General features: G+C 68.6%; 22 protein-coding genes. 13 read left to right on the forward strand and 9 right to left on the reverse strand.

What is annotated here, in order from left to right; all coding sequences use genetic code 11:
* Positions 1-2: 2 nt before the first annotated feature.
* Genes NMI01S_RS29430 through NMI01S_RS29450 form a run of 5 tightly spaced genes read right to left on the reverse strand, consistent with a single transcriptional unit; the run spans position 3 to position 5,260 of the window.
* Positions 3-1,127, reverse strand: coding sequence for an acyl-CoA dehydrogenase family protein (locus NMI01S_RS29430; protein WP_063001970.1), 1,125 nt, complete (start codon positions 1,125-1,127; stop codon positions 3-5).
* Complete coding sequence (locus NMI01S_RS29435) at positions 1,124-2,308, reverse strand: acyl-CoA dehydrogenase family protein (RefSeq protein WP_063001971.1); 1,185 nt, start codon at positions 2,306-2,308, stop codon at positions 1,124-1,126. The genes NMI01S_RS29430 and NMI01S_RS29435 overlap by 4 nt, the downstream gene beginning before the upstream one ends.
* Before the next feature lie 3 nt (positions 2,309-2,311).
* The gene (locus tag NMI01S_RS29440; protein ID WP_245717082.1) at positions 2,312-3,115 is read right to left on the reverse strand and encodes an enoyl-CoA hydratase/isomerase family protein; all 804 of its coding nucleotides are present in this window, start codon (positions 3,113-3,115) and stop codon (positions 2,312-2,314) included.
* Positions 3,116-3,149: 34 nt separating this feature from the next.
* Entirely contained in the window at positions 3,150-4,109 is a 960-nt protein-coding gene (locus tag NMI01S_RS29445; RefSeq protein ID WP_063001972.1) for an acyl-CoA dehydrogenase family protein, read from the reverse strand.
* Positions 4,106-5,260, reverse strand: a complete 1,155-nt coding sequence (locus NMI01S_RS29450; RefSeq protein ID WP_174554581.1) for an acyl-CoA dehydrogenase family protein — start codon at positions 5,258-5,260, stop codon at positions 4,106-4,108. Before NMI01S_RS29450 ends, NMI01S_RS29445 begins: the two co-directional genes overlap by 4 nt.
* A 94-nt stretch (positions 5,261-5,354) precedes the next feature.
* Here NMI01S_RS29450 and NMI01S_RS29455 point away from each other — a divergent pair, with 94 nt between their 5' ends.
* Positions 5,355-6,161, forward strand: coding sequence for a FadR/GntR family transcriptional regulator (locus tag NMI01S_RS29455; RefSeq protein ID WP_063001973.1), 807 nt, complete (start codon positions 5,355-5,357; stop codon positions 6,159-6,161).
* 113 nt (positions 6,162-6,274) lie between these two features.
* On the opposite strand, the gene NMI01S_RS29460 is transcribed toward NMI01S_RS29455, so the two are convergent.
* Positions 6,275-7,096 carry an LLM class F420-dependent oxidoreductase gene (locus tag NMI01S_RS29460; RefSeq protein ID WP_063001974.1) on the reverse strand — a complete coding sequence of 274 codons (822 nt, stop codon included), beginning with the start codon at positions 7,094-7,096 and terminating at the stop codon, positions 6,275-6,277.
* Positions 7,097-7,266: 170 nt separating this feature from the next.
* Between NMI01S_RS29460 and NMI01S_RS29465 the strand changes: the two genes are divergently transcribed.
* From NMI01S_RS29465 to NMI01S_RS29515, 10 genes are all read left to right on the forward strand, one after another.
* Complete coding sequence (locus NMI01S_RS29465) at positions 7,267-7,968, forward strand: DUF4389 domain-containing protein (protein WP_063001975.1); 702 nt, start codon at positions 7,267-7,269, stop codon at positions 7,966-7,968.
* Positions 7,969-8,459: 491 nt separating this feature from the next.
* Positions 8,460-10,055, forward strand: a complete 1,596-nt coding sequence (locus NMI01S_RS29475) for an SMP-30/gluconolactonase/LRE family protein (RefSeq protein WP_063001977.1) — start codon at positions 8,460-8,462, stop codon at positions 10,053-10,055.
* 5 nt (positions 10,056-10,060) lie between these two features.
* Positions 10,061-10,909 carry an SDR family NAD(P)-dependent oxidoreductase gene (locus NMI01S_RS29480; RefSeq protein WP_063002107.1) on the forward strand — a complete coding sequence of 283 codons (849 nt, stop codon included), beginning with the start codon at positions 10,061-10,063 and terminating at the stop codon, positions 10,907-10,909.
* Between the two features lie 19 nt (positions 10,910-10,928).
* Positions 10,929-12,305: an aromatic ring-hydroxylating oxygenase subunit alpha gene (locus NMI01S_RS29485; protein WP_063001978.1), complete on the forward strand. Its 1,377-nt coding sequence runs from the start codon at positions 10,929-10,931 to the stop codon at positions 12,303-12,305.
* A 28-nt stretch (positions 12,306-12,333) separates the two neighbouring features.
* Positions 12,334-14,160 carry a flavin-containing monooxygenase gene (locus NMI01S_RS29490; protein ID WP_063001979.1) on the forward strand — a complete coding sequence of 609 codons (1,827 nt, stop codon included), beginning with the start codon at positions 12,334-12,336 and terminating at the stop codon, positions 14,158-14,160.
* A gap of 32 nt (positions 14,161-14,192) precedes the next feature.
* Positions 14,193-15,110 (forward strand): SDR family NAD(P)-dependent oxidoreductase, encoded by a 918-nt coding sequence (locus NMI01S_RS29495; RefSeq protein ID WP_063001980.1) that lies wholly within the window; start codon positions 14,193-14,195, stop codon positions 15,108-15,110.
* Positions 15,107-16,807 (forward strand): thiamine pyrophosphate-binding protein, encoded by a 1,701-nt coding sequence (locus NMI01S_RS29500; protein WP_063001981.1) that lies wholly within the window; start codon positions 15,107-15,109, stop codon positions 16,805-16,807. Before NMI01S_RS29495 ends, NMI01S_RS29500 begins: the two co-directional genes overlap by 4 nt.
* Before the next feature lie 56 nt (positions 16,808-16,863).
* Positions 16,864-18,297 (forward strand): aldehyde dehydrogenase family protein, encoded by a 1,434-nt coding sequence (locus NMI01S_RS29505; RefSeq protein WP_063001982.1) that lies wholly within the window; start codon positions 16,864-16,866, stop codon positions 18,295-18,297.
* 78 nt (positions 18,298-18,375) lie between these two features.
* Positions 18,376-19,203 (forward strand): TauD/TfdA dioxygenase family protein, encoded by an 828-nt coding sequence (locus tag NMI01S_RS29510; protein ID WP_063001983.1) that lies wholly within the window; start codon positions 18,376-18,378, stop codon positions 19,201-19,203.
* The gene (locus NMI01S_RS29515; RefSeq protein ID WP_063001984.1) at positions 19,200-19,943 is read left to right on the forward strand and encodes an SDR family NAD(P)-dependent oxidoreductase; all 744 of its coding nucleotides are present in this window, start codon (positions 19,200-19,202) and stop codon (positions 19,941-19,943) included. Before NMI01S_RS29510 ends, NMI01S_RS29515 begins: the two co-directional genes overlap by 4 nt.
* 88 nt (positions 19,944-20,031) lie before the next feature.
* Here NMI01S_RS29515 and NMI01S_RS29520 read toward each other — a convergent pair whose 3' ends face one another.
* On the reverse strand, positions 20,032-20,613 hold the full coding sequence (locus tag NMI01S_RS29520) for a carboxymuconolactone decarboxylase family protein (protein WP_063002109.1): 582 nt from the start codon (positions 20,611-20,613) through the stop codon (positions 20,032-20,034).
* Positions 20,614-20,844: 231 nt separating this feature from the next.
* On the opposite strand from NMI01S_RS29520, the gene NMI01S_RS29525 reads away from it, so the two are divergent.
* Positions 20,845-21,600, forward strand: coding sequence for a class I SAM-dependent methyltransferase (locus tag NMI01S_RS29525; RefSeq protein ID WP_167669960.1), 756 nt, complete (start codon positions 20,845-20,847; stop codon positions 21,598-21,600).
* A 176-nt stretch (positions 21,601-21,776) separates the two neighbouring features.
* On the opposite strand, the gene NMI01S_RS29530 is transcribed toward NMI01S_RS29525, so the two are convergent.
* On the reverse strand, positions 21,777-22,448 hold the full coding sequence (locus NMI01S_RS29530; protein ID WP_063001985.1) for a PAS and ANTAR domain-containing protein: 672 nt from the start codon (positions 22,446-22,448) through the stop codon (positions 21,777-21,779).
* 389 nt (positions 22,449-22,837) lie between these two features.
* Between NMI01S_RS29530 and NMI01S_RS29535 the strand changes: the two genes are divergently transcribed.
* Positions 22,838-23,674 (forward strand): RNA polymerase sigma factor SigF, encoded by an 837-nt coding sequence (locus NMI01S_RS29535; protein ID WP_063001986.1) that lies wholly within the window; start codon positions 22,838-22,840, stop codon positions 23,672-23,674.
* A 15-nt stretch (positions 23,675-23,689) separates the two neighbouring features.
* On the opposite strand, the gene NMI01S_RS29540 is transcribed toward NMI01S_RS29535, so the two are convergent.
* Positions 23,690-24,094, reverse strand: coding sequence for a DoxX family protein (locus NMI01S_RS29540; protein WP_063001987.1), 405 nt, complete (start codon positions 24,092-24,094; stop codon positions 23,690-23,692).
* Positions 24,095-24,267: the final 173 nt, after the last annotated feature.

Genomic DNA, 24,267 nt, shown 5'->3' on the forward strand with positions numbered 1-24,267 from the left:
CCTCACGGAGTGAAGTCCGGTTCCCGGTAGCGGTGGGCGAGGTGGGCGCGGTGTTCGGCCGGGGAGCCGAACAGTGCGCGGTTGAAGGTGGCGCGTTCCAGGTAGCGGTGGATGCCGCTCTCCCAGGTGTATCCCATTCCGCCGTGCAGTTGCATGGCCTTTCCGGCGATGCCGACCGCGACGGCACAGGTGTGGGACTTGGCTCGGGCGACCGCGATCCACGCATCGGCGGCGCCACGGACGTGCACGGCGACGGCGTCGTCGACGAGGCGGGTCGCGATGCGCAGGGCGACGAGCATATCCGCGCACGCGTGTTTCACCGCTTGAAAGGAGCCGACCGCCCGGCCGAACTGTTCGCGGGTGCGCACGTGGGTGACGGTGGCTTCGAGGGCCGCCTCGGCGAGTCCGACGCTGTCGATCGCGGTGGCCAGCGCGGCCCGCTCGAACAGCGCAGGCAGCGGGGCGGCCCCTGTCCAGGGCCACACCGACTCCGCGTAGACGCGGGCGTCCTCGGCGTGCACCGCGCCGACGGCGCGGGTCGCGTCGAGAATCGGCTGCTCGGTGACCGCGAGACCGGGGGAGCCGGGTGACACCGCCACCAGAACCGTCGATCCGTCCGGTTCCCTCGCCGGAATCAGCAGCGTGGTCGCGGCGGTGACATCGGCCGCGAAGTTCATTGTGCCACAAAGAAATACGGCATCGTCGCGGCGCTCGATCCGGAACGGAACGAATCCGCCGGACCCGCCCCACGGTGGCGCGGCGTCCCCGCCCGCCACCACGATCGGCACGGCCGCGCCGCCGGCGGTCGCGCGCAGCAGCCGGTCCCGGGCGGCGTTCGGCGCCACCGCGGCGAGTGCGGGCAGCGTCAGCGCCGTCACCGAGGCGTAGGGGCTGCGGGTGAGGGCGCGGCCCATTTCCCGCAGCACCACCGCGACTTCGGCGAATGTGGCTCCCGCGCCGTCGAATTCGGCGGCAACCTCGAGACCCGGCCACCCCGATGCCGCGATCGGCGTCCAGTCCTGCGGCTCCCCCGGCGCGGTCGCCCCGAGTACGCGCCGCGCCACCGCGCGCAGGTCGTCGTGCACGTCCGCGAAGTCGGTCACCGGCTCCGACAGCCGCCCGGTCATCGCGGCACCACCGGTTCCCGCGGCAGGCCCAGTCCGCGTTCCCCGATGATGGTGCGCTGGATCTCGCTGGTGCCGCCGGGAATGGTCCACTCCCACGATCCGAGGAAGTCGAGCATCCAGGCCCCCGACTCCCATCCGCTCGACCGCGGTTTGCGCAACACCGCATGGGCGCTCACCCCCGCCACCTCCGTCCCGAAATCCGTCATCCGCTGCAGCAGTTCGCTGTAGTACAACTTCACGATCGAGGCATCGGCCGGGCCGGGCCGCTCGGCCGCCACCAGATCCGCGCACAGACCCCGCAGGCCGGCCAGTTCGGTTTCCAGCTGCGCCAGCCGATCCGCGACCGGCGGATCGTCCAGCGCGCACCCGCCACCGGGACGCGGCCGCGCGCACAGCGAGACCAGTCGACGGAAACCGCCGTGCGCCAGCCGTTCGGCCAGTTCGAGCATCGTCAGCCCGCGTTCGGCGCCGAGTGTCCGCTGCGCCACCTGCCAGCCCTGATGCTCGGGACCGATGAGATTCGCCGCGGGTATCTCGACCGCGTCGAGGAAGATTTCGCAGAAATGCCACTCCCCGGTGGCCTGCCGGATCGGCCGCACCTGCACCCCGGGTGAACGCATATCGAGCAGGAAGTACGAAATCCCGTGGCGTTGCGGGGCGTTCGGATCGGTGCGCGCCAGCAGCAGGCACCAGTTGGCGAACGCCGCACCGCTGGCCCAGAGTTTGCGGCCGTTGACCACGTAGGCGTCGCCGTGGCGGCGGGCGGAGGTGCGCAAGGCCGCCATATCCGATCCGGCGTCCGGTTCGGAGAAACCCTGGCACCAGATCTCGCCGTTCAGAATCGCGGGCAGATGCCGCTCGCGTTGCGCGGCGGTACCCGCGGCCAGCAGCGTCGAGGCCGCGTGATGAATCGAGACGAACGCCAGCACCAGCCGCGGCGCGTCGTGTGCGGCGAGTTCGGAATACAGCACCGCCTGCTGCGCGACCGGCATACCGCCGCCCCACTCGCGCGGCCAGTGCGGCACCGCGAAGCCGCCCGCCCGCAGGCGCTGAAACCATTCCTGTTGGAAATCCACGAATTCCGCATCCGTGGCGCCGGTCTGCCGCGCCCGCCACTCGGGCGGAATGTTCGCCGCACACCACTGCCGTACCTGCTCCCGGAATTCGGCCAGGGCATCCATCGGCTACCTCCGGGCCGCCGAGCGCCGCAGCGCCAGCAGCCGTGCACGATGTTCGGGTGAGCACATGGTGACCGATTCGGCGGCGAATCCCGCCTGCATCGCACCGCTGAGAGCCTGTGACAGATACATATTCGCGACGCGCTTGGTCGCCCGCAGCGCCGGTGCCGGTTGCGCGGCGAGCCGTCGCGCCAGCCGCAGCGCGTCGTCGAGCAGATCCTCCGGTTCGGATACCGCCGTGGCCAGTCCCAAGTCGACCGCGGTCGCGGCATCGATGCGGTCGCCGGTATAGAGGTAGACGCGCGAGCGCAGCAGCGGAGTGAGCAGCGGCCAGAAGGCCGCGCCCCCGTCCCCGGCGACCAGCCCTACGCTCACATGCGGATCGGCCAGATACGCGCTGCGCGACATCAGCACCACGTCCGACAGGACGGCTACGCTCGCACCCAGTCCCATGGCGGGACCGTTCACCGCGGCGATCACCGGCAGCGGGAACCGCAACATCTCCTCGATGATCTGCGCGCCTTCGCGCAAGCTCTCCTCCCGTGCCACCGGATCGTCGAGGAAAGAGGTGATCCAGTCCAGGTCGCCGCCCGCGCTGAAGGCCCGGCCGGCGCCGGTCACGACGACCACCTTCGCAGCGGTGTCGGCCGCGAGCTGCCGCCACACATGGGCCAACGCCCAGTGCAGCGGTGCGTTCACAGCGTTCGATTCGCCGGGCCGGTTGATGGTCACCGTTCGCACCGGCCCGCTCCCCGTCACGGTTAGCACATCGGGCAGGTCGTAGCTCGGAATATCGTCCGTCACAGGCACTTACCGCACTTTCGCATTCGGTGCGCATGTGCACTCACTGCCATGTGGCATCGACTGCCTCCCCGCCGTCGAACGGCCCGGGCAGACCCCGTGTGCCGAGATGGCGGGTCAGCCGATCGCGTGTCCCGGAACTCGCCCACGGCAGCCGGCGCAGCGGCAGGCTGTAGCGCGACAACCACGACAGCGGCGATTCGTCGCAGAAGCCGATGGCCCCGTGCAACTGGTGGGCGACCCGGAAGACGGTTTCCGCGGCATCGAGTGCGGCGACCCGCGCCGCGAGCGCGTCGCCGAGAGCATCCTCCCCGCCGCGCCGGACGCTCCACAAGGCGTATTTCGCGAGGACGTCCAGCCCGCTGCGTTCGACCTCGGCATCGGTGAGCTGAAATTGCACACCTTGGAATTTCGCCAGCGGCTGCCCGAACTGGGTGCGCATCAGGACATGAGAACGGGTGAGGTCGAGGACGCGGTCCAGCATGCCCAGCATCGTCCAGCAGTTCAGCGTCAGCGCGAGTGCCGCGTCCGCGCTCCCGGCCGCCCCGACGGAGGTCAGCGCCAAGGGCGTCACGAAGGCGGAGGTCCGTGGCGGCGCACCGTCGGGCAGCGTCCGCACCTGGAAGAGCTTGCCCTCCACCGTGACTGCCGCCCACCGCAAGTCCAGATCGGCGACCGCACCCCGAGCGCGGGATTCGGTGACCACCACCAGGCCGTCGGCCTCCGCGTCGAGCGGCCGCGCCAGCCGTTCGGCCAGCGGATACGGCAGCGCCCAGTAGCCGGCACTGCGGCACAGGGCCGCCGCCGCTTCCAGATCGTCGCTGTCGCGACGCGGATCCAGCTCCCACGCGCCGAGTCCGGCCAGGACGGGCGCGACGATGTCCGCGCGACGGGACGGCTCGGCCTCGGCGGCCTGGATCAGCCGGTCCCCGCCCGCGGCCGCGAAGGCCCGGCTCGCCTCGCGGCCGTAGCCGGCGGCCTCCCCGCTCAGGTCGATGTTCACGACGCCCCCAGCAGGGCCCGCGACAACAGCAGTCGCTGCATTTCGATACTTCCCGAGGCAATGGTCGCGGCCTGCGAGTACCGCCAATGGTCGGCGACCGCGCGGCGAAACCAGCTCTCCCGCTGCGCATCCGGTGCCGTGTCGAGCTGGTCGGCCAGTTCGGTGAGTACGTCGGCACTGTCCTGATCGAGCCGGGTCACGGCGATGCGATAGGCAGCGGCGTCCCCGGGCGCCACCCGGTGCTCGTTCTGCATCGCGACCACCCGGTAGGCCAGCAACCGTGCCCGGCGGCAGTGCATCAGCATGCGCGCCCAGCGCCCGCGCAATTCGGCCGGCACCTGCGCCCAGCGATCGCCCAGTATCTCCGGCGCCGCGCGCAGCAGTCGTTCACAGCGGGCATAGCGGGCGATGCCGACGCGTTCGAAGGCCAGCACCTCCTGCACGACCGACCAGCCTTCACCGAGCGTGCCGAGCACATCGTCCTCGGTCACCCGCAACTCGTCGAAGAACACCTCGTTCAGATGGTGCGGGCCCATCATGGCCCGGATCGGCCGCACCTGGACCCCCGGCGCGGACATCGGCACGAGGAAGATCGTCAGCCCGTGTTGTTTGCGGGCACCGGTGGCGGTGCGCGCCAGCAGGAAACACCACTGTGCCATGGTCGCGTAGGAGGTCCAGATCTTTTGCCCGCTGATCAGCCAGCCGTCGCCGTCGCGGCGGGCGGTGGTGCGCAGCGACGCCAGATCCGACCCGGCCTCGGGTTCGCTGAATCCCTGGCACCAGATCACCTCGCCGCGCGCGATCGGCGGCAGATGGGTGCGTTGCTGCCGCGGGGTGCCGTGCCGCATGAGGGCCGGGCCGACCCAGTTGACCCCCATGTACTGGGCGCCGCGCGGCTCGTGATGGGCCCACATCTCCTCGCGGACCACCGTCTGCTCCCACACCGATCCGCCGCGCCCGCCGAATTCGCGGGGCCAGGCCACGCACAGCAGTCCGCGCTCGGCCAGGACCCCGCAGAACCGCTGCGCCACGGCGAGATCGGCCGGATCGTCGGTGAAGGCGCCCAGGAAATCGGCGGGGACATGCTGGGACACCAAGCGCCGCAAGTCATCTCGCAGCGCGTCGGCGGCCTCCCCCATCGTGAAGTCCATCACCAGACGGTACGTCAATCCTCATAAGGATAGCAATATTTGAATGGTCAGCACGGCCTGGTTAGAATCCGTGCATGGACCAAAGGCAGCCCGCGTGACCACCGCGCGTCGCGGGCGGATTCCGCAGCGCCGCATCGCCGAAACGGTCGCCTCCGAGCTGCGTACCCGCATCCTGTCCGGCGACGACGACTATCGCCTGCCCACCCAGGACCAGCTGGTGAAGGAATTCGGCGTCAGCTATCCCTCGATCCGGGAATCGCTGCGCATCCTCGAGACCGAGGGATTGGTCACGGTGCGGCGCGGCAATGTCGGCGGCGCGGAGGTCCATCGCCCCGACGAAACCTCCGCCGCCTACCACCTGGGTCTGGCACTGCAGGGAGCGCGGGTCACCCTCGGCGATCTGGCGGCCGCACTGCAGATGCTCGAACCGCTGTGTGCCGCCGAATGCGCCCGCCGTCCCGACCGCGCCGAGGTCGTGGTACCCGCGCTCGAGGCCAATATCGACGCCTGTGAGCAGGTGGTCGGCGACGGTGTCGCCTTCACCCGCACCGCGCGCGAATTCCACGATCTGGTGGTCGCTTTCACTCCGAACGCGACGGTGCGCTGCGTCGTGTCCAGCCTGGTCACCCTGTGGTCGGCGCAGGAGCAGGCGTGGGCCGAGACACTCACCCGGCGCGGTGAGTATCCGTCGGAACCACAGGCCCACGACGCGGCCCGGGTACATGCCCGGTTGGTCACCGCGATCGCCGACGGCGACGACGCCGAGGCCGAACGCCTGGCCCGCGCCCACCTGCGCGCGACCCAGTCCGTCGTGCTGGAACGCTACGACTCGGGTGTGGTCAACGCCTCCTCGGATCTGGCACGGCAGGCCATCGCGGCGGGTCCCCGCGCGAGACTGTAGGGGCCGATGGAAAAGCTCACGGGCGCAGCGCATTCGGGTCGGCTGCGCGCCTGTTCGCAGATGTGCGGGCAGCGCCGTGAGTATGCCGTCACGACGCTGCCCGGCAACGACCCTCAGTCGCGGTAACGCTCGGCGACCGCCGCGAATTCGTCGAGGGCGCGCAGCGATTCCGCTTCCGGCAGAGTCGGCAGCGCCAACGTCACCCGCTCGACGCCGGCCTCGGCGTAGGCGTCGAGCAGCGCGGGATCGGGCGCGACCGGCGTGATCGCGATCGGGATGTCGCTGTCGCCGACCGCGGCCAGCTGCGCCGGCACCTCCGAAGGATCGGCCACGCCGTTGGGCACCCACCCGATACCGAGGCGCACCGCACGCCGCGCCGCGACCTCCCCGCCGCCGACGAAGATCGGCGGATGCGGACGCTGCACCGGCTTGGGCCAGGCGAAGATCGGATCGAAGTCGACGAACCGGCCGTGGTATTCGGCCAGATCCTGGGTCCAGATCGCCCGGATCGCGGCCAGCTGCTCGTCCAGCAGAGCGCCGCGTGTCCGCGGGTCGGTGCCGTGGTCGGCCATCTCCTCACGGTTCCAGCCGACGCCGACGCCGAAGACCACCCGTCCGCCGGACAGGTGGTCGAGGGTGGCCACCTCCTTGGCGGTGTGGATCGGATCGCGCTGGATCAGCAGCGTGACACCGGTGCCGAGCACCAGGCGTTCGGTCACGACCGCCACCGCGGCGAGCGCTACGAACGGATCGAACGTGCGGTAGTACACGCGCGGGAGCTCACCGCCGCCCGGGTACGGCGTTTCCCGGCTCGCCGGAATGTGGGAATGTTCGGCGAGGAACAGCGATTCGAATCCGCGCTCCTCGAGTGCCGGTCCGAGAACCCGGGGACCGATGCCCTCATCGGTCAGGAAGGTGTTGACTCCGATCTTCATACGAGGCCGAACCTCGTCGTCGCATCCGCGTATTCCCCGGCTCGTCACATGTCTCGCGGGGGGGGTGACGCGCACGGGCCCGAATTACCCCTGCGCGCAGGGCGAATGCGAAACAATCGTGCATATCCGACGCGGCTCGGCTGGGCCGCGACCGCCGAGAGGAGCGTGACATGCAACCCGAGGCATCTCCCTACCCGGTCCGCGTGCGCGGCGATCTGGACCCCGCGCTGTCGCGCTGGCAGTGGATCGTCAAATGGATTCTGGCGATACCGCACTACATCGTGCTGTTCTTCCTGCACATCGCCTATGCGGTGGTCACGGTCATCGCGTTCTTCGCCATCCTGATCACCGGCCGCTATCCGCGCGGGCTGTTCGAATTCAACGTCGGTGTCCTGCGCTGGTCGTGGCGTGTGCGGTTCTACGCGCTTTCGGCACTCGGCACCGATCGATATCCCCCGTTCAGTCTCCGGCCCGACGAGAGCTATCCGGCCGACCTCGACGTCGACTACCCCGAGCGGCTGCACCGGGGTCTGGTCCTCGTCAAGTGGTGGTTGCTGGCGATCCCGCAGTATCTGGTCGTCTGGGCGTTCGTCGGCAGCTCGCGGTACTGGGGCGGAGACGACGAAGGGACCGCCGTCATCTGGATTCCGCTGCTCGGCATCCTCGTCCTCATCGCGGCGATCGCGCTGCTGTTCACCGGCCGGTATCCGCACGGCCTGTTCGCCTTCGTGCTCGGCATGAACCGGTGGACGCTGCGGGTCCGGGCCTACGTGTCGCTGATGCGCGACGAGTACCCGCCGTTCCGGCTGGACCAGGGTCCGCGTGAACCCGAAAACGCCTCGCGCCCAACGGAATCCGACGACACCGTCTGATCACTCCTCCGCGGGGTCCGGCCGCGGGCGCGGCAGCTGCGCGCCCGCGGCCGGACTCGCGTTCGCGCCCGGCCGGCGCGAACACCGGACGGCGCAGCCCTTTTCGCACACCGACAGCCCCTCGACCGAGACGGCGATCGTGTCGCCCCACGATCCGCACGACCGGCCGCGGACGGACACGGAAACCCGGCCGAGCCGTCAAGGGGGCGCTACCGGCCGGCCGCCATCGGCGCACGAGGTGACGTTGCCGCACCCACGGTAAGACTCCTCACGACCGAGCGCCCCGAGCGACATCGCCGCAGGTGATGAGCGGTCGTCGGCGCATGCTACGGCAATCCTGTCAATGATAACAACACTTGAATGAAAGGAAGTGGAGAACTACGCTCTCCAGAAACGAGAAGGTGTCATACATCACCATCGTCTCGCGGGAGACGTGCTGCCGACACCGAATCGGGTGATCCCTCGTCCCAGAGCACTACGGAGGCTTCGCGGTGACTACACCGGCGCGCTACCTCACCTCGACCGCGGCGAGCGTCGCCGACGGGTGGACCCTCGACCGCATCACCGCACCGAGCAGGCTGTTCGGCGCCAACGGCATTCGCACCGGCGCCGACGGCCGGATCTATGTCGCACAGGTGGCGGGCAGCCAGATCAGCGCCCTGGACCCGAATTCCGGCGATCTCGAGACGATCAGCGCGATGGGCAGCGATATCGTCGCGCCCGACGACATCGCCTTCGCACCCGACGGCGAGCTCTACATCACCGAGTACTACGACGGCCGCGTCAGCATCCGCGACGGCAAGGGCGAAACCCGGGTGCTCCGTGACGATCTCCCCGGCGCCAACGGCATCACCTTCCATCAGGGGCGGCTGTTCGTCGACGAGTGCCGCCCGGGTGGGCGGCTGATGGAACTGGACCCGGCCGGCGGCGCTGCGCGGATCCTGCTGGACGGTCTGCCGATGCCGAACGCCCTCGAGGTGGGGCCCGACGGCAAGCTCTACTATCCGCTGCTGGGCAGCAACGAGATCTGGCGCATCGACCCCGACGGCGGTGAACACGAGCGGGTCGCGGCCGACCTGGGCGGGCCGGATGCGGTCAAATTCGATGCCGCCGGCCGCATCGTCTCCACCCAGGTCGCGACCGGCGAGGTGGTGCGCATCGATCCGCGCAACGGCGAGCGAACCGTGCTCGCCACCGTCGGCCCCGGCCTGGACAACCTGACCTTCATCGGCGAGCGGCTGTTCGTCTCCAGCTTCACCGGCAAGATCACCGAAATCCTCGCCGGCGGGGCCACCCGCACCGCCCTCGCCGACGGACTGACCTGGCCGCTGGATCTGACCGTCGGCCCCGACGGCACCCTCTACATCGCCGACGGCACCTTCCTGCTCGCCGTCCCGCCCGGTGGCGAATTGCACACCGCCGGAATGCTGTTCAGCCCCGGTTATCCCGGCTACATCCGCGGCCTCACCGCGACGGGCGACGGTGACCTCATCGTCACCGGCAACGGGTCGGTCTCGCGCTATCACCCGGCCGCCGGCCAGAGCGAGGTGCTCGTCGACGGGCTGGACCAGCTCTACGGGGTGGCGATCGCCCCCGACGGCACCGTCGCGGTCGCCGACCGGGGCACCGGCACGGTGCACGCCGTGCGCGACGGGCGCACCGAACCGCTGACGAGCGGACTGCACGATCCGATGGGGGTGGCGTTCACCGCGGGCGGCACCTGCCTGGTCGCCGAGGCCGGCGCGGGCCGGGTGGTGGCGATCGACGGCTCGAAGGCCGACACCGTGGCCGACGGGCTCGGACGTCCGCACGGGCTGGCGGTCCACGACGGGCTGGTGTACGTCGTCGACGTCGAGGCCGAAGAACTGATCGGCCTGGATCCGAAAAACGAAGCGCGCCAGGTGATCGCACGCAATCTGCCGGTGGGCGCCCCGCCCGGGGTGACACCCAAACCGTTGAAGGGCCTGTTGCCGTTCTCCGGACCGCAGGGACCGTTCAGCGGCATCGCCGCCGGACCCGACGGCACGCTCTACCTCTCCGGAGACGCCGAGGGCAGCGTCCTCGCGATCCGGCGCGACGGCCGGTGAGCGCGGTGACGGTCAACGACTTCTTCGGACTCGACGGCCGCGTCGTCATCGTCTCCGGCGCGAGCGGTGGCGGCATCGGCACGGCGGTCACCCGGCGCATCGCCGAGGCGGGCGCCTCCGTGATCGCGGTGGGCCGCTCCCGCGACAAACTCGAGGCCGACATCGCACCGCTTGTGGCACAGGGACTTCCGATCTTTCCGGTGGCCGCCGACGCCGCCACCGACGAGGGCATCGCGACGGTACTCGGCCACGCGCGCGCGGCCGACGGCGAGCTGTACGGGCTGGTCAATATCGCCGGCGGCGCCGCGCCAGCGACATGGATGCCGGCCACCCGGGTCACCCGCGCGGATTGGCGGGCGCTACTCGAATGGAATCTGGAGACGATGTTCTTCTTCAGCCAGGCCGTCGCCGCCGAACTGAAAACGCGGCACCTGCCGGGATCGATCGTGTCGCTGTCGTCGATCAGCGGGATGAACGCCGCCCCGTTCCACATCGCCTACGGCACCGCGAAGGCCGCACTCGTGGCCGCCACCCGCACCCTGGCCGCCGAACTGGCCCTCGACGGGATCCGGGTCAACGCGGTCGCCCCGGGCGTCACCGCGACCCCCGCCTCGGGCGCCTACGTGGGCGCCGACCCCGAGCGCGATCGCCGCGCCATCGCCATGGGCCGTCGCGCCCGGCCCGAGGAACAGGCCGGGCCGATCCTGTTCCTGCTGTCCGACCTGTCGAGCTACGTCACCGGGCAGACCGTGCTGGTCGACGGCGGGCTGAACCTGAAATGGACCCATCTGGGTGCGGACAACACCTCGCTGTTCCTCGAGGACGACGGGTTCCGCGCCGCCATCACACGCTGAGACGCCGTCAGGAGAAGTCATGACCGAAACTGCCGACAGCATCACCGAATCGACTGCGGTGCAACCCCTGTCGACGCCGATGACGATCGGCGTCGACGCCTACATCAGTCCCGAGTACGCCCGCGCCGAGGGCGACAAGCTGTGGGCGAAGGTGTGGCAGCAGGTGTGCCGCGTCGAGGAACTGCCCCGCGTCGGCGATTTCCTCACCTACGACATCCTCGACGACTCGATCATCGTCGTGCGCACGGCGCCGGATACGGTGCGCGCCTACCACAACGTGTGTGCGCACCGCGGCCGCCGGCTGGTCGACACCCCACCCGGCGCCCACGACGCACACGGGCAGCGCAAACAGTTCGTCTGCGGATTCCACGGCTGGCGCTACGACCTCGAGGGCCGCAACACCTTCGTGCCGGAACGCGGTGACTGGACCTGTGGGCTGACCGAACGCAACGACGGTTTGCCGCCCGTGCGCGTCGACACCTGGGCCGGCTGGGTCTGGATCAATCTCGATACCGGCTGCGAACCACTGCGCGACTATCTGGAACCCGCTGCCTCCCTGCTGGATCCGTTCCATCTGGAGAACATGCGGTACCGCTGGCGGCGCTGGCTGACCTTCGACTGCAACTGGAAGGTCGCCTTCGAGGCGTTCATGGAGACCTATCACGTCCCCTACACCCATCCGGAATTCATGAATTTCGGCAATTTCCTCGGCTGGGGCCGCGCCCAGGGCCGGCACAGCAATATCGGCTACGACGCCCCGAAGGGGATGGAGGAGAACCAGGGGAAACTGCGGATCGGCGCCGGTCCCGACGCCCGGATCTCGACCGCGCAACTGCAGAATTTCACCTGGGAGAACGCCAACACCAACACCACCGAGACGATGGTGGAGGTCGCGAATCGCCTCGCCGACGAACTTCCCGCCGACACTCCGCCCGACCAGGTGATGCGCTACTGGCTCGACACCTGCCGCAGAGAGGACGCCGAACGCGGCGTGGTGTGGCCGGCCGTGGATCCGGACATCGTCGCGAAAAGCGGTACCGCCTGGCAGATCTTCCCCAATTTCCAGATCGGGCACGCGCTGAACAACATGCTGTGCTACCGATTCCGGCCCTATGGATACGACCCGGACAAGTGCATCTTCGAGGCCGCGGTCTTCGAATTGTTCCCGCCCGGTGCGGAACCGGAGACCGAGTGGATCTACACCCCGGTCGGCGACCCGGGCTGGCGGACCGTGCTGCCGCAGGATTTCGACAATATGGCCGCCGTCCAGCAGGGCATGAAATCGCGCGGATTCTCCGGTCCGAAACCCAACCCGTACCGCGAGCGCACGATCGTCAACCTGCACCACAACCTCGCGAAGTACATGGGCACCGGCGCGCCGGCCGATCTGGACTGACCCGAATTCACCCCCCAAGGAATTTCCGATGAAACCCTGCGCCCCTACCCGGACCCCCGAGGTCGACAGAGAGGCCCTGCGGCAGAAATATCTGGCCGAACGCGACAAGCGGCTACGCCCAGAGGGACAGCAGCAGTACCTCGAGGCGGCCGGCGAATTCGCGGACTTCTACGAGGCCGACCCGCACCTGCCGGTCGTCCCGCGCGCACCGATCGACGCCGATATCGAGGTCGTCATCCTGGGCGGGGGTTTCGCGGGGCTCATCACCGCTCACCGGCTGCAGCAGGCCGGCGTCACCGACTTCCGGATCGTGGAACTGGGCGGCGATTTCGGCGGCGTGTGGTACTGGAACCGATATCCGGGCATCCAGGTCGACTCCGACGCCTACTGCTATCTGCCGCTGCTCGAGGAAACCGGATTCATTCCGAAGGAGAAGTTCTCCCACGGCGACGAATGCTTCGAGCACGCCCAGCGCATCGGTAAACATTTCGGACTCTACGACAAGGCCATCTTCCACACGCTGGTGCGCGCTCTGGAATGGGACGAGGAGATCGCGCGCTGGCGGATCGCCACCAACCGCGGCGACGACATCCGTGCCCGCTTCCTGATCATGTGCCAGGGGCCCTACAACCGGCCGAAACTGCCCGGCATTCCCGGCATCACCGAGTTCGAGGGCCATACCTTCCATACCGCGCGCTGGGATTACGACTACACCGGCGGTGACCTGCACGGCGGATTGGATCGTCTCGGCGACAAGAAGATCGCGGTCATCGGCACCGGTGCCAGCGGGGTGCAGGTGATTCCGCATCTGGCGCGCGGCGCGAAACATGTGACGGTCTTCCAGCGCACGCCGTCCTACATCTTCGAGCGCGACAATCATCCGACCGATCCGCAATGGGTGGCCTCGCTGCGACCGGGGTGGCGCACCGAACGCCAGCGCAATTTCCACAACGCCGCCTTCGCCTTCTACTCCCCCGGCGAACCGGATCTGATCTGCGACGGCTGGACCGAGGTCGCCCGCAATCTGGCCGCGAAATTGAACGACACCGACGGCTGGGCCGCGCTGGCCGACCCGGCGACATTCCTCGAGCTCAAGGAAATCGAGGACTACCGTGCCATGGAGCGATTGCGCCGGCGCGTGGAAGAGATCGTCACCGATCCCGAGACCGCGGAGAAATTGAAGCCGTACTACCGCAACATGTGTAAGCGGCCGGTGTTCAACGACGACTACCTGCCGACGTTCAACCGGCCCAATGTGACGCTGGTCGACGTCTCCGACACCAAGGGCGTCGAGCGGATCACGCGCACGGGCGTCGTCGCCCACGGCGTCGAATACGAGGTCGACTGCATCGTCTTCGCCAGCGGTTTCGAGATCACCACCGCATTGGATCGCCAGTTCGACATCGCACCCTTCGCGGGACGTGGCGGGAAATCGCTGTACGAGCACTGGGGCAACGGTTTTCGCACACTGCACGGGATCATGGCGCACGGATTCCCGAACCATTTCGCGACCGGATTCATCCAGGGCGGGGTCACGGCGGCGACCACCCTGATGTACGAACAGCAGGCCGACCATATCGCCTACATCATCGCGCAGGCGCAGTCGCGCGGCGCGACCCGCGTGGAGCCGACCGCGGCGGCCGAAGAGGCGTGGGTGCGGACGATCCGGGCCCACACCGTCGACAACAGCACCTTCGTCACGGAGTGCACCCCCGGCTACTACAACAGCGAGGGTGAGCCGAACGGCCGCTCGTTCCTCGGTGACCCGTTCTGGGGTGGTTTCTACGTGCTCGAGGAGCTGCTGCGGGCCTGGCGTGCCGCCGGCGATCTGGACGGCCTGACGCTGAGCACCTAGGCCCGGAACACGATGCGCGAGAGGATATCCCGTTGTCCGAATTGAGATTCGACGATCGCGTCGCGGTGGTCACCGGCGCCGGGCGCGGCCTGGGCCGGGCCTATGCCCTGCTGCTCGCCGAGCGCGGCGCGCGCGTGGTGGTCAACGATCCCGGCGGCAGTATGCGCGGTGAGGACCCCGACGCCGGGGTCGCCGCCGAAGTGGTCGCCGAAATCGCCGCCGCGGGCGGCACGGCGGTGGCCTGCACCGCGTCGGTCGCCACCCCGGAGGGCGGCCGGGCGATCGTGGACACCGCGCTCGACCGGTTCGGACGCCTCGACATCCTGATCCACAACGCCGGCACCGTGCGCTACGGCTCGCTGACCGAACTGAGTTACGAGGATTTCGAGGCCGTGCTGGATGTCCATCTGCGCGGCGGCTTCCACACCGTGCGCGCGGCCTTCCCGGTCATGAGCGAGGCCGGGTACGGCCGGGTGGTGCTGACCTCCTCGATCGGCGGCCTGTACGGCAATCGGTCGGTCGCCAATTACGCGGCGTCGAAGGCGGGCATGATCGGGCTGTCGAATGTGGTCGCCCTCGAGGGCGCCGAGGTGGGGGTGCGCTGCAACATCATCGTGCCCTCGGCGCTGACCAGGATGGCCGACGGCATCGACACCTCCGCCTATCCGGATATGCGCCCGGAACTGGTGGCCCCGGCGGTCGCGTATCTCGCACACGAATCCTGTTCTCTCAGCGGCGAATTGCTGGTCGCGATCGCGGGCCGGATGGCGCGGGCCTATATCGCCGAGACCCCGGGGGTGTATCAGCCGTCCTGGACCGTCGACGAGGTCGCCGCGCGCATCGACGACATCCGCAGCACCGACAACTCGTGGATCCTGCCGCCGCTGAGCGCGCACGCCGATCACATCGGCCGCACTTTCGCGATGGCGACCGAAGGGAAACAGCAGTGAAGGTTTACGAACGGATTCTCGAACTCTTCGAGGCCGAGGGTATCGACACCATCTTCGGCATTCCGGACCCCAATTTCGTCCACCTGTTCCACCGCGCCGAGGAGCGCGGCTGGAAGGTGGTGGCCCCGCATCACGAGGAATCGGCCGGAATGATGGCCGAGGGCGTCTCGCGGATGACCGGGAAGGCCGCGGTATGCATCGGCACCCTGGGCCCCGGTATCGCGAATCTTTCCGGCGCCATCATGTGCGCGAAGGTGGAGAATTCGCCGATCGTCTTCCTGGGCGGGCAGCGGGCCCGGATCACCGAGCAGCGGGTGCGGCGCGGCCGGATCCAGTTCGTGCGGCAGACCGGTCTGGTCGAGAATTCCGTGAAGTACAGCGCCAGTATCGAATACGCGGATCAGACCGACGAGATCATCCGTGAGGGCCTGCGCAAGGCGCTGTCGGGCACGCCGGGGCCGGTGTACATCGAATATCCCTCGCACGTCATCGAGGAGGAGCTCGATCTGCCGCCGGCACTGCCACCGCAGCGGTATCGCCTCGTCGGCCAGACCGCCGGCGCGGATCGCATCGCCGAGGCGGCCGAGCACATCCGGGCCGCGCGGCAGCCGATCCTGTTGATCGGGCACGGGGTGCACACCGCGCGGGCGGCGGAATCGGTGCGCCGACTCGCCGAACTCATGGCCGCCCCGGTGATCCAGACCTCCGGTGGCACCTCCTACATTCCGGGCCTCGAGGATCGCACCTTTCCCTACGGTTTCTCCCCCTCGGCGGTGGAGGCGGTCGTGCAGTCGGACCTGTGCCTGGCCATCGGCACCGAACTCGGCGAACCCGTGCACTACGGCCGCGGCCGGCACTGGCTCGCGGGTGAGGCGGAGCGGAAATGGATTCTGGTGGAACAGGATCCGGCCGCCATCGGGGTGAACCGTCCCATCGACGTGCCGCTGGTCGGCGATCTGCGGGCGGTGGTCCCCCAGCTGGTCGAGGCGCTGCGCGACAGTCCGCGCACCCCGTCACCGGAGCTGGCGGGCTGGATCGAGCGGGATGCCGCCCGGCTGGCCGAACTGGCCGAATCGGCGCCCAGCGGGATGAGCCCGGTCCATCCGGCGCGCCTGATCGTGGAGGCGACCAAGGCGTTTCCCGCCGACGGCATCATGGCCCGGGACGGCGGCGCCACCACGATTTTCGGCTGGACCTACTCGCAGGCCAAGCCGCACGACGTGATGTGGAATCAGAACTTCGGGCATCTGGGCACCGGGCTGCCGTATGCCATCGGCGCCTCGGTGGCCGACGGCGGCAAACGGCCGGTCATGCTGGTCACCGGCGACTCCTCGTTCCAGTTCCAGATCGCCGAACTCGAAACCGCCGCACGCCTGAATCTGCCGCTGGTCTGTGTGGTCGGCGTCGACTACGCGTGGGGTCTGGAGGTCGGCGTGTACAAACGGACCTTCGGCCAGGGGTCGCTCGAAACCGGCGTGCACTGGAGTACCGCGGTCCGGCTGGACAAGGTGGCCGAGGGTTTCGGGTGCCATGGCGAATACGTCGAACGCGACGAGGACATCGCACCGGCGATCAAACGTGCCTATGCCAGCGGCAAGCCGGGGGTCGTACACGTCGCCGTCGATCCGAAAGCCAATTCGGAGGAGATGCCCAGCTACGACGAATTCCGCACCTGGTACGCGGAAGGAATGCAGTAGCCCATGCTCGACAACCTCTGCCCCACAGCGCATCCGGAGAGAAGGACAGGCGGCTCATGCGTGAATATCTGACGTTCTACATCGGCGGGCAGTGGGTCGAACCCGCGTCCGCCCAGACCATCGAGGTGATCAACCCGGCGACCGAGCAGGTCTGCGGAAAGGTCGCCGCCGGATCGGCCGAGGACGTGGATCGGGCCGTAACCGCGGCGCGGGCCGCGTTCGGGACCTGGTCGGCGACCACCGTCGCCGATCGGCTCACGGTGTTGCGGGCCGTCGCGGCCGAATATCAGCGCCGCCGTGACGATCTGGCGGCGGCGCTCACCGAGGAGATGGGCGCACCGGCCGCGCTCGCCGGCGGTTTCCAGGTCGATCTGGGCGCCGGGCATCTCGACACCGCGATCGCCGCACTCGCCGACTACCGCTTCGAGCAGCGCCACGGCGCCTCGCTGGTGGTCAAGGAACCGATCGGCGTGTGCGGACTGATCACACCGTGGAACTGGCCGCTGAATCAGATTGCGGTCAAGGTGTTTCCGGCACTGGCCACCGGGTGCACCGTCATCTTGAAGCCGTCGGAGCAGTCGCCGTTCAACGGGCAGATCTTCGCCGAGATCCTCGATGCGGCCGGTGTGCCCGCCGGGGTGTTCAACCTGGTCCAGGGCGACGGGCCGGGCGTGGGGGTGCCACTGTCGGGCCATCCCGATATCGACATGATCTCGTTCACCGGTTCCACCCGGGCCGGTGTCGATATCGCCCGCAATGCCGCGCCCACGGTCAAGCGGGTCACCCAGGAGCTCGGCGGCAAGAGCCCGAACATCGTGCTCGACGACGCCGATTTCGCCGCCAACGTCGCCAAGGGCGTCGTGACGATGATGAACAATTCCGGCCAGACCTGCAGCGCCGGATCGCGAATGCTGGTCCCCGCCGCCCGCATGGACGAGGCGATAGACGCCGCACGCGAGGCCGCCGCCGGCATCACCGTCGGCGATCCGACCGGCGAGGTCGCCATGGGCCCGGTGGTGTCGGGCGCCCAGTTCGACAAGATCCAGGCACTCATCCGCAAGGGCATCGAGGAGGGCGCCACCCTGGTCACCGGCGGCATCGGCCGGCCGGACGGGGTCGAGGTCGGATTCTATGTCAAGCCAACGGTTTTCGCCGATGTCGGCAACGATATGACGATCGCCCGCGAGGAGATCTTCGGGCCGGTCCTGACCATTCTCGGCTACGACGACCTCGATCACGCGATCGAGATCGCCAACGACACCGAATACGGTCTGGCCGGCTTCGTCGCCGGAGCCGACCTCGACCAGGCCCGCGCGGTCGCTCGCCGCATCCGCGCCGGATCGGTGGCCATCAACGACGGTTTCGACTTCGCCTGCCCCTTCGGCGGCTACCGCAAGAGCGGCAACGGACGGGAATGGGGCGCATACGGTTTCGAGGAGTACCTCGAGACGAAGGCGATCCTGGGATACGCGCCCGAGGACGGAGCGTGAGACGCACCCCGCCCCCCACGGCCCCGCAGCATTCCCGGCTGACCTCAGCCGCGCAGCATCGACAGACAGGAGCATCCGATGCCGGCGATCACCACCACCGAACTCAGTGAAACGGTCGGCGTGCGGGTCGACGATGTCGACCTCGACCGGCTGCGCGGCGACGACGACCTGCCGCAGGCGTGCCTGGCCGCGCTCGAGGAGCATGGTGTGCTGCTGTTCCCGCGATTGCACGCCGACGACGAGACGCAGGCCGCGTTCTGCCGCAAACTCGGTGAGCTGGTGCAGTTTCCGCTGTACCCCAACCCGGATGTGATGGAGATCAGCTTCGACCCGGACAACCCCAACGTGGAGTACTTCGCCAGCAACGACTACTGGCACCTGGACGGTTTCATGGACGAGGTGCCGGCGAAGGCGTCCATCATGAGCGCCCACGTGGTGACCGAGACGGGCGGTGAAACCGCGTTCGCGAGCACCTACGTCGCCTATGACGAATTGTCCGAGGAGGAGAAGCGGCGATTCGAAGGGTTACGGGTGTGGCACAGCTTCGAAGCCATCCAGCGGCTGACGTATGCGGATCCGACACCGGAACAGCTCGAGGAGTGGGCACGTCGCGGCGGACGGGAACATCCGCTGGTGTGGACTCACGAATCCGGCCGCCGCTCACTGGTTTTCGGCGCATCGGCGGATCGTGTGGTCGGCATGGATAGAGACGAGGGCCGCGCGCTACTGGACGATCTGCTGGCGCGGGCGACCGCCCCGGACCGGGTGCTGTCGCATCGGTGGTCGGTGGGCGACATGGTGATCTGGGACAACACCGGTCTGGTGCATCGGGCCTGCCCGTTCGATCGATCGCAACCGCGCCGTATGCACCGCTCCACCCTGGTCGGGCAGGAGTCGATCAAATGAACGGGCGCACAGCGATCGTGACGGGCGGCGCGTCCGGGATCGGCGGCGCGATCGCACGACGCCTGGCCGCCGACGGCTCGCCGGTGGCGGTGTTCGACCTCGACGGCGCGGCGGCCGAACTCGCGGCGAGGGAGATCGGGGAGGCCGGTGGTAAGGCGATCGGAGTGGCGGTGGACGTATCCGACCGCGCCGCCATCGATACCGGGGTGCAGCGGGTGCGGGCCGAGCTGGGACGGCCCTCGATTCTGGTCAACAGTGCCGGAATCACCACCTCCGGGCCGTTTCTCGACATCACCGCACAGCAGTGGGCGCGGGTGCTGGCGGTCAACCTCACCGGCACGTTCGACTGCTGCCAGGCCGTGCTGCCCGATATGGTCGAGCAGGGCTGGGGGCGGATCGTGAACATCTCCTCGTCGAGTATTCACAGCGGCGCGGCGGGGATGGCAGCATATGTGTCCTCGAAGTCCGGGGTGCTGGGGCTGACGAAGGTGCTCGCGCTGGAGTTCGCGCGAAAAGGCGTCACGGTCAACACGATTCCGCCGGGTTTCATCGATACGCCCATGATGCGGGCGACCGCCGACCGTGGCTTCATCGATGTGGACAAGCAGGTCGACGCTACTCCCGTCGGGCGGATCGGGCTGCCGGCGGATATCGCCGCCGCCTGCGCATTCCTGGTGAGCGAGGAGGCCGGCTATATCACCGGGCAGGTGATCGGCGTGAACGGCGGCCGCAACACCTGAGGCGGGTCGCGTGCAGGCCGGGGCGAGTGTCCGGCCTCCGCAGCGCCGACTCCGGCCCGGCGCCCGCAGGTTCCGGCAGGACGCGCGGTTACCGATGCCGCGGCAGATGGGGCTTCAGGTCGTCCTCGGGTTCCACGCCGAAGGATCGCAGAGCCATCGCCAACATATCGTAGGTCCCGACGGTGAATACGATATCCATGAGCTGATTCTGCTCGAATTCGGCGGCGAGAATCTCCCAGGTTCGGGCGCCGACCGCACCGTCGGACAGTAATTCGTCGGTGGCGATCAGCAACGTTTTGTCGGCCGTCGCCCATTCGTCGTCCGGCTCCGCCGCCGCGACTCTCTTTATTTCCACTTCCGGCATCCCGGCTATTTCGGCGAGAATGGCGTGCTGGGCCCATTCGTAATCACACCGCCGGACGGCGGCGACGCGCAGGATCAGCAGTTCGCGCTGCCGATCGCCGAGTGTGGATCCGTACAGCAGATGACCGTTGAAGCTCAGGAATGCCTTGGCCAGCGCGGGATATCGTGCGAGCGTGCCGAGCAGGTTGGCCCCGGCGGGGTGCGTGTCGGCCGGGGTGTCGCCGAGCACGGAGGAGCGAAATTCTCCGATGAAATCGACCAGATCCGGCGACCACTCCGACTTTTCCGCGGGCGTTATTCGAGCCATGACCGACCCCTTCCGGCCGATGCGCAGACCCACCCGGCCATGAATCCCGGGCCGCATCTCGCCGCCCCGAATCCGCATTTCCGGCGAATACCGGCTTCGGAAATGCTATCAAAACGACCATTGTTTGGCGATGGTGTTCCGCGCGCGATGTCCCGGCGCCACGGTCTACACTTCGGTACCGAATTCCGCCGCCCGGCGCGGCGGCCGTCCCGATCGCAGCTGGGAGCGAATGTGCTGGGAGACGAGCCCATCTCGGACGCGTACGCGGCCAACGCCGAGTTCTGGATTCGCATCGTGCGCGACGACCTCGACCCGTACCGCAGCGGCCTCACCGACCCGGCACTACTCGCACTCATCGGCGACTGCACCGGCCTGCACATCCTGGACGCCGGCTGCGGTGAAGGCTACCTGGTCCGCGAATTGCTCGCGCGCGGTGCCGGTTTCGTCCACGGCGTCGACACCTGCGCCGAATTCGTCGCGGCCGCCACGAGCCATCCGGCACACGATCCGGCCCGCGCGCGATTCCGGCAGGCCGACGTGGCCGCGCTGCCGCTGGCCGACGGCAGCGTCGATCTGGTGGTGGCCAACCGACTGCCGCAGGGACTGTCCGAGCCCGGGCGGCGCTTCAACGAATTCGCCCGGATCCTGCGCCCGTCCGGACGGCTGGTGATGCTGACGACGCATCCTTGCTTCTATGTCGCCCGCGGCGAACGCACCGGCGCCGGAACAGGTTTCACGGTCGACGAGTATTTCGCCGGCCGCACGGTGCGACAGCGGTTCGAGGTCGCGGGCACTCGCTCCCCCGCCGCATCGGTGCAGGCGCTGTACTCACTGGAAGCGACGATCGGAATGCTCACCACCGCCGGATTCGCGATCACCGCTGTGCGCGAACCGCGGCCCTCCGACCAGCAACGGCGCGAAAATACCTGGTGGGACGAACATTTCACTCGTCCGCTGTTCCTGCTGCTGGAATGCGCGCTGCTGTAGACACAGCCGATGCCGCGTTTCGCCCACTTCGATCTCGACGGCACCTTCACCATGTACGACCTCGACGCCACCACCTTCAGCACCGCCTCCACCCCGACCGGCCCACGTACTACGGCATCGTGCTCATCCGACGAACCACCCCGAACCGGCCGTCCGAGCAGGCCCGGGCGCACGGGCTACCGCTCGTCCACGTCCCGGCGGCGCAGCGTCAGCAGGAGGTGATCGAGACGGGTCCGCGTCGGCGCGGGCACCGGGGGCATACTGTCGAGCTCATCGACGAGGTGCGCGGCCAATTCCTGCAACTTGACGTTGGTTTCCTGGGATCGCCACGCCAGCACCCGGAACGCCTGCTCCGCCGAGATCCGGTAGACGAACATCAGGATCCCCTTGGCCTGTTCGATCGCCGCCCGGCGCTCGATCACGGCGGGCAACTCCTCCTCGAGAAGTAGCCGGCGCTGCCGGTCGACCGAGTCGGTGAGATCCACGTAGTAGCCCTGCGTGCCGATCACCTCGCCCGACGCGTCGAGCATCGGCTCCGACACCACCAGCACATCGTGGACCGTGCCGCCGGTGTCGACGATGCGATGCCTGCTGGAGAACGGTGCGTGATCTTCGACCGAGGTGACGATGGTGGCCTCGACCCGATCGCGGTCGTCAGGATGTTTGTGCTCGAGCAACAGCTCGGTGGTCGGTTCGATCTGCCCGGGCGCGTAACCGTGCATCCTGGCGACCTCCTCCGACCACTCCCATCGTTGCTCGGCGAACCAGAATCGGAACCGACCGACGCCCTGCGGGTCACCGGCGCCCACCACCCGTTCGACGCCGTCCTCGTGCCCGCTGGCGACCATGACCGCAGCCTACTCCCCGGCCCGGCATGCCCCTCACCTGCGACGATGCATGCTGAACGTGGCGGCTGAGACAGCCGTGACGGCACGATGCGCGGCGGCATCCGATCCGTGGCCCAACCGATACCGGATCCTGTCCGGTTCTCGACCGATGGAACCGGGCGGTCCGTAGGATCGGTCCGGTACGCGAACGGCGCGCATCCGCCCGCCCCCGGCGTTCGATTGTGCACCACACGGATGCGTTGCGCGCCAACCTGTTTCGAACTCCGGCGCAGGCCGAGGCGAACGATAGCCGAATGCGAACATCCGTGCGCAGGCGCAAGACCGATGAGCTTGCGTGATCGAGGTGCTCGCTCCATGTCGTCGCATACGACGGAAACGGAGTGGCCCGAATGACACATCCCGCACGAACACACCGGACCGGAGGCGCCCGGTCGCGTAGCGACAGCTACGACAACATCGAACCGTGGTTCGACAAACTCGCCGACCTCGACGCCACCGACCCGCACCGGCGGGCACTGCGCGAACACATCATCGAACTGTGTCTGCCGCTGGCCGAGCACATCGCACGCCGCTACCTCAACCGCGGCGAGGCCTACGACGACCTGCTGCAGACCGCCCGCATGGGCCTGGTCCTCGCCGTCGACCGCTTCGATCCGGGCCGTGGCGCGCCGTTCCTCGGGTTCGCCGTCCCCACGATCATGGGCGAGGTACGCAAACATTTCCGCGACCACACCTGGGCGGCCCGCGTACCCCGCCGCTACAAGGAACTGCGCCACCGGATCGTGAAGGCCGGCGATCCGCTCACCCAGCGCCTGGGCCGTGCGCCCAACGCCCGGGAACTGGCCGCCGAGCTGGACGTCGACATCATCGACATCACCCAGGCGCTCGTCGCCGCCAACGTCTACCAGTGCGACTCCCTCGACGCCGCCCGCACCGACCGCGACGACACACCGTCCGCGGCGGCCGCCGCGCTGGGCGTCGACGAACCCTGCTACGAACTGCTCGAGCAGGCCGCCGCGGTCCGGCCGCTCATCGCCGAGCTGCCGCAGCGCGACCGCGACATCCTGATCCTGCGATTCTTCGAATCGAAAACGCAATCGGAGATCGCCGAACACTTCGGGGTGTCCCAGATGCACGTGTCACGACTGCTGACCCGCATTCTGGACACGCTGCGCGACGGGGTGTGGAGCACACCGGAGGACTCGATCGCGCAGATGCAGCCGTAGCCGCGGCAGCGGCGGTCAACCGCCCCGCTTCTCCGAGGCGACGAACAGCAGCCCGCCGATCATCGCCATGTTCTTGTGGAACTGCACCTGTTGTGGCTTCCGCGCGACGGGGTCGTCGATCGCCCAGAAAGCATGTCCCGCAATCGTTGTCGGCACCATCGAGGCGACCAGAGCCAGCGCCGACAGGCGGGGCAGTCTGCCCAGTGCCAGCAACACGCCACCGGCCACCTGGACGCCCGCGTTGATCTGTACCAGCAGCGTGTCGTCCTCGGGCAGCGGCACCACCGAGCGCACTGCGGCGAGGGTCGGCGCCGCCGCCTCCGGCCGAGGTCCGGGCTCGCGCAACGCGTCCACGCCGAGCACCGCGTAGGTGGAACCCATCAGCACGCGTGCCGCCGCACGCATCGGATCGAAACGCATATCAACTCCATTCCAGCGACGACGCGGGATAGTTGTCGGTCATGGCGGCGACTACCCCGCTCGCCGATATCCATACGCGGGCCGTGCCGACGGGAACGGTTCACGCTCCGGCGGCCCGGCGCTGTCGCGTCTCGATGGTGGGCCGCCGCGGCGTGCGGTCGCCGGTCACTGAC

This window comes from Nocardia mikamii NBRC 108933 (assembly GCF_001613505.1).
GTDB classification, from domain to species: Bacteria; Actinomycetota; Actinomycetes; order Mycobacteriales; family Mycobacteriaceae; genus Nocardia; species Nocardia mikamii.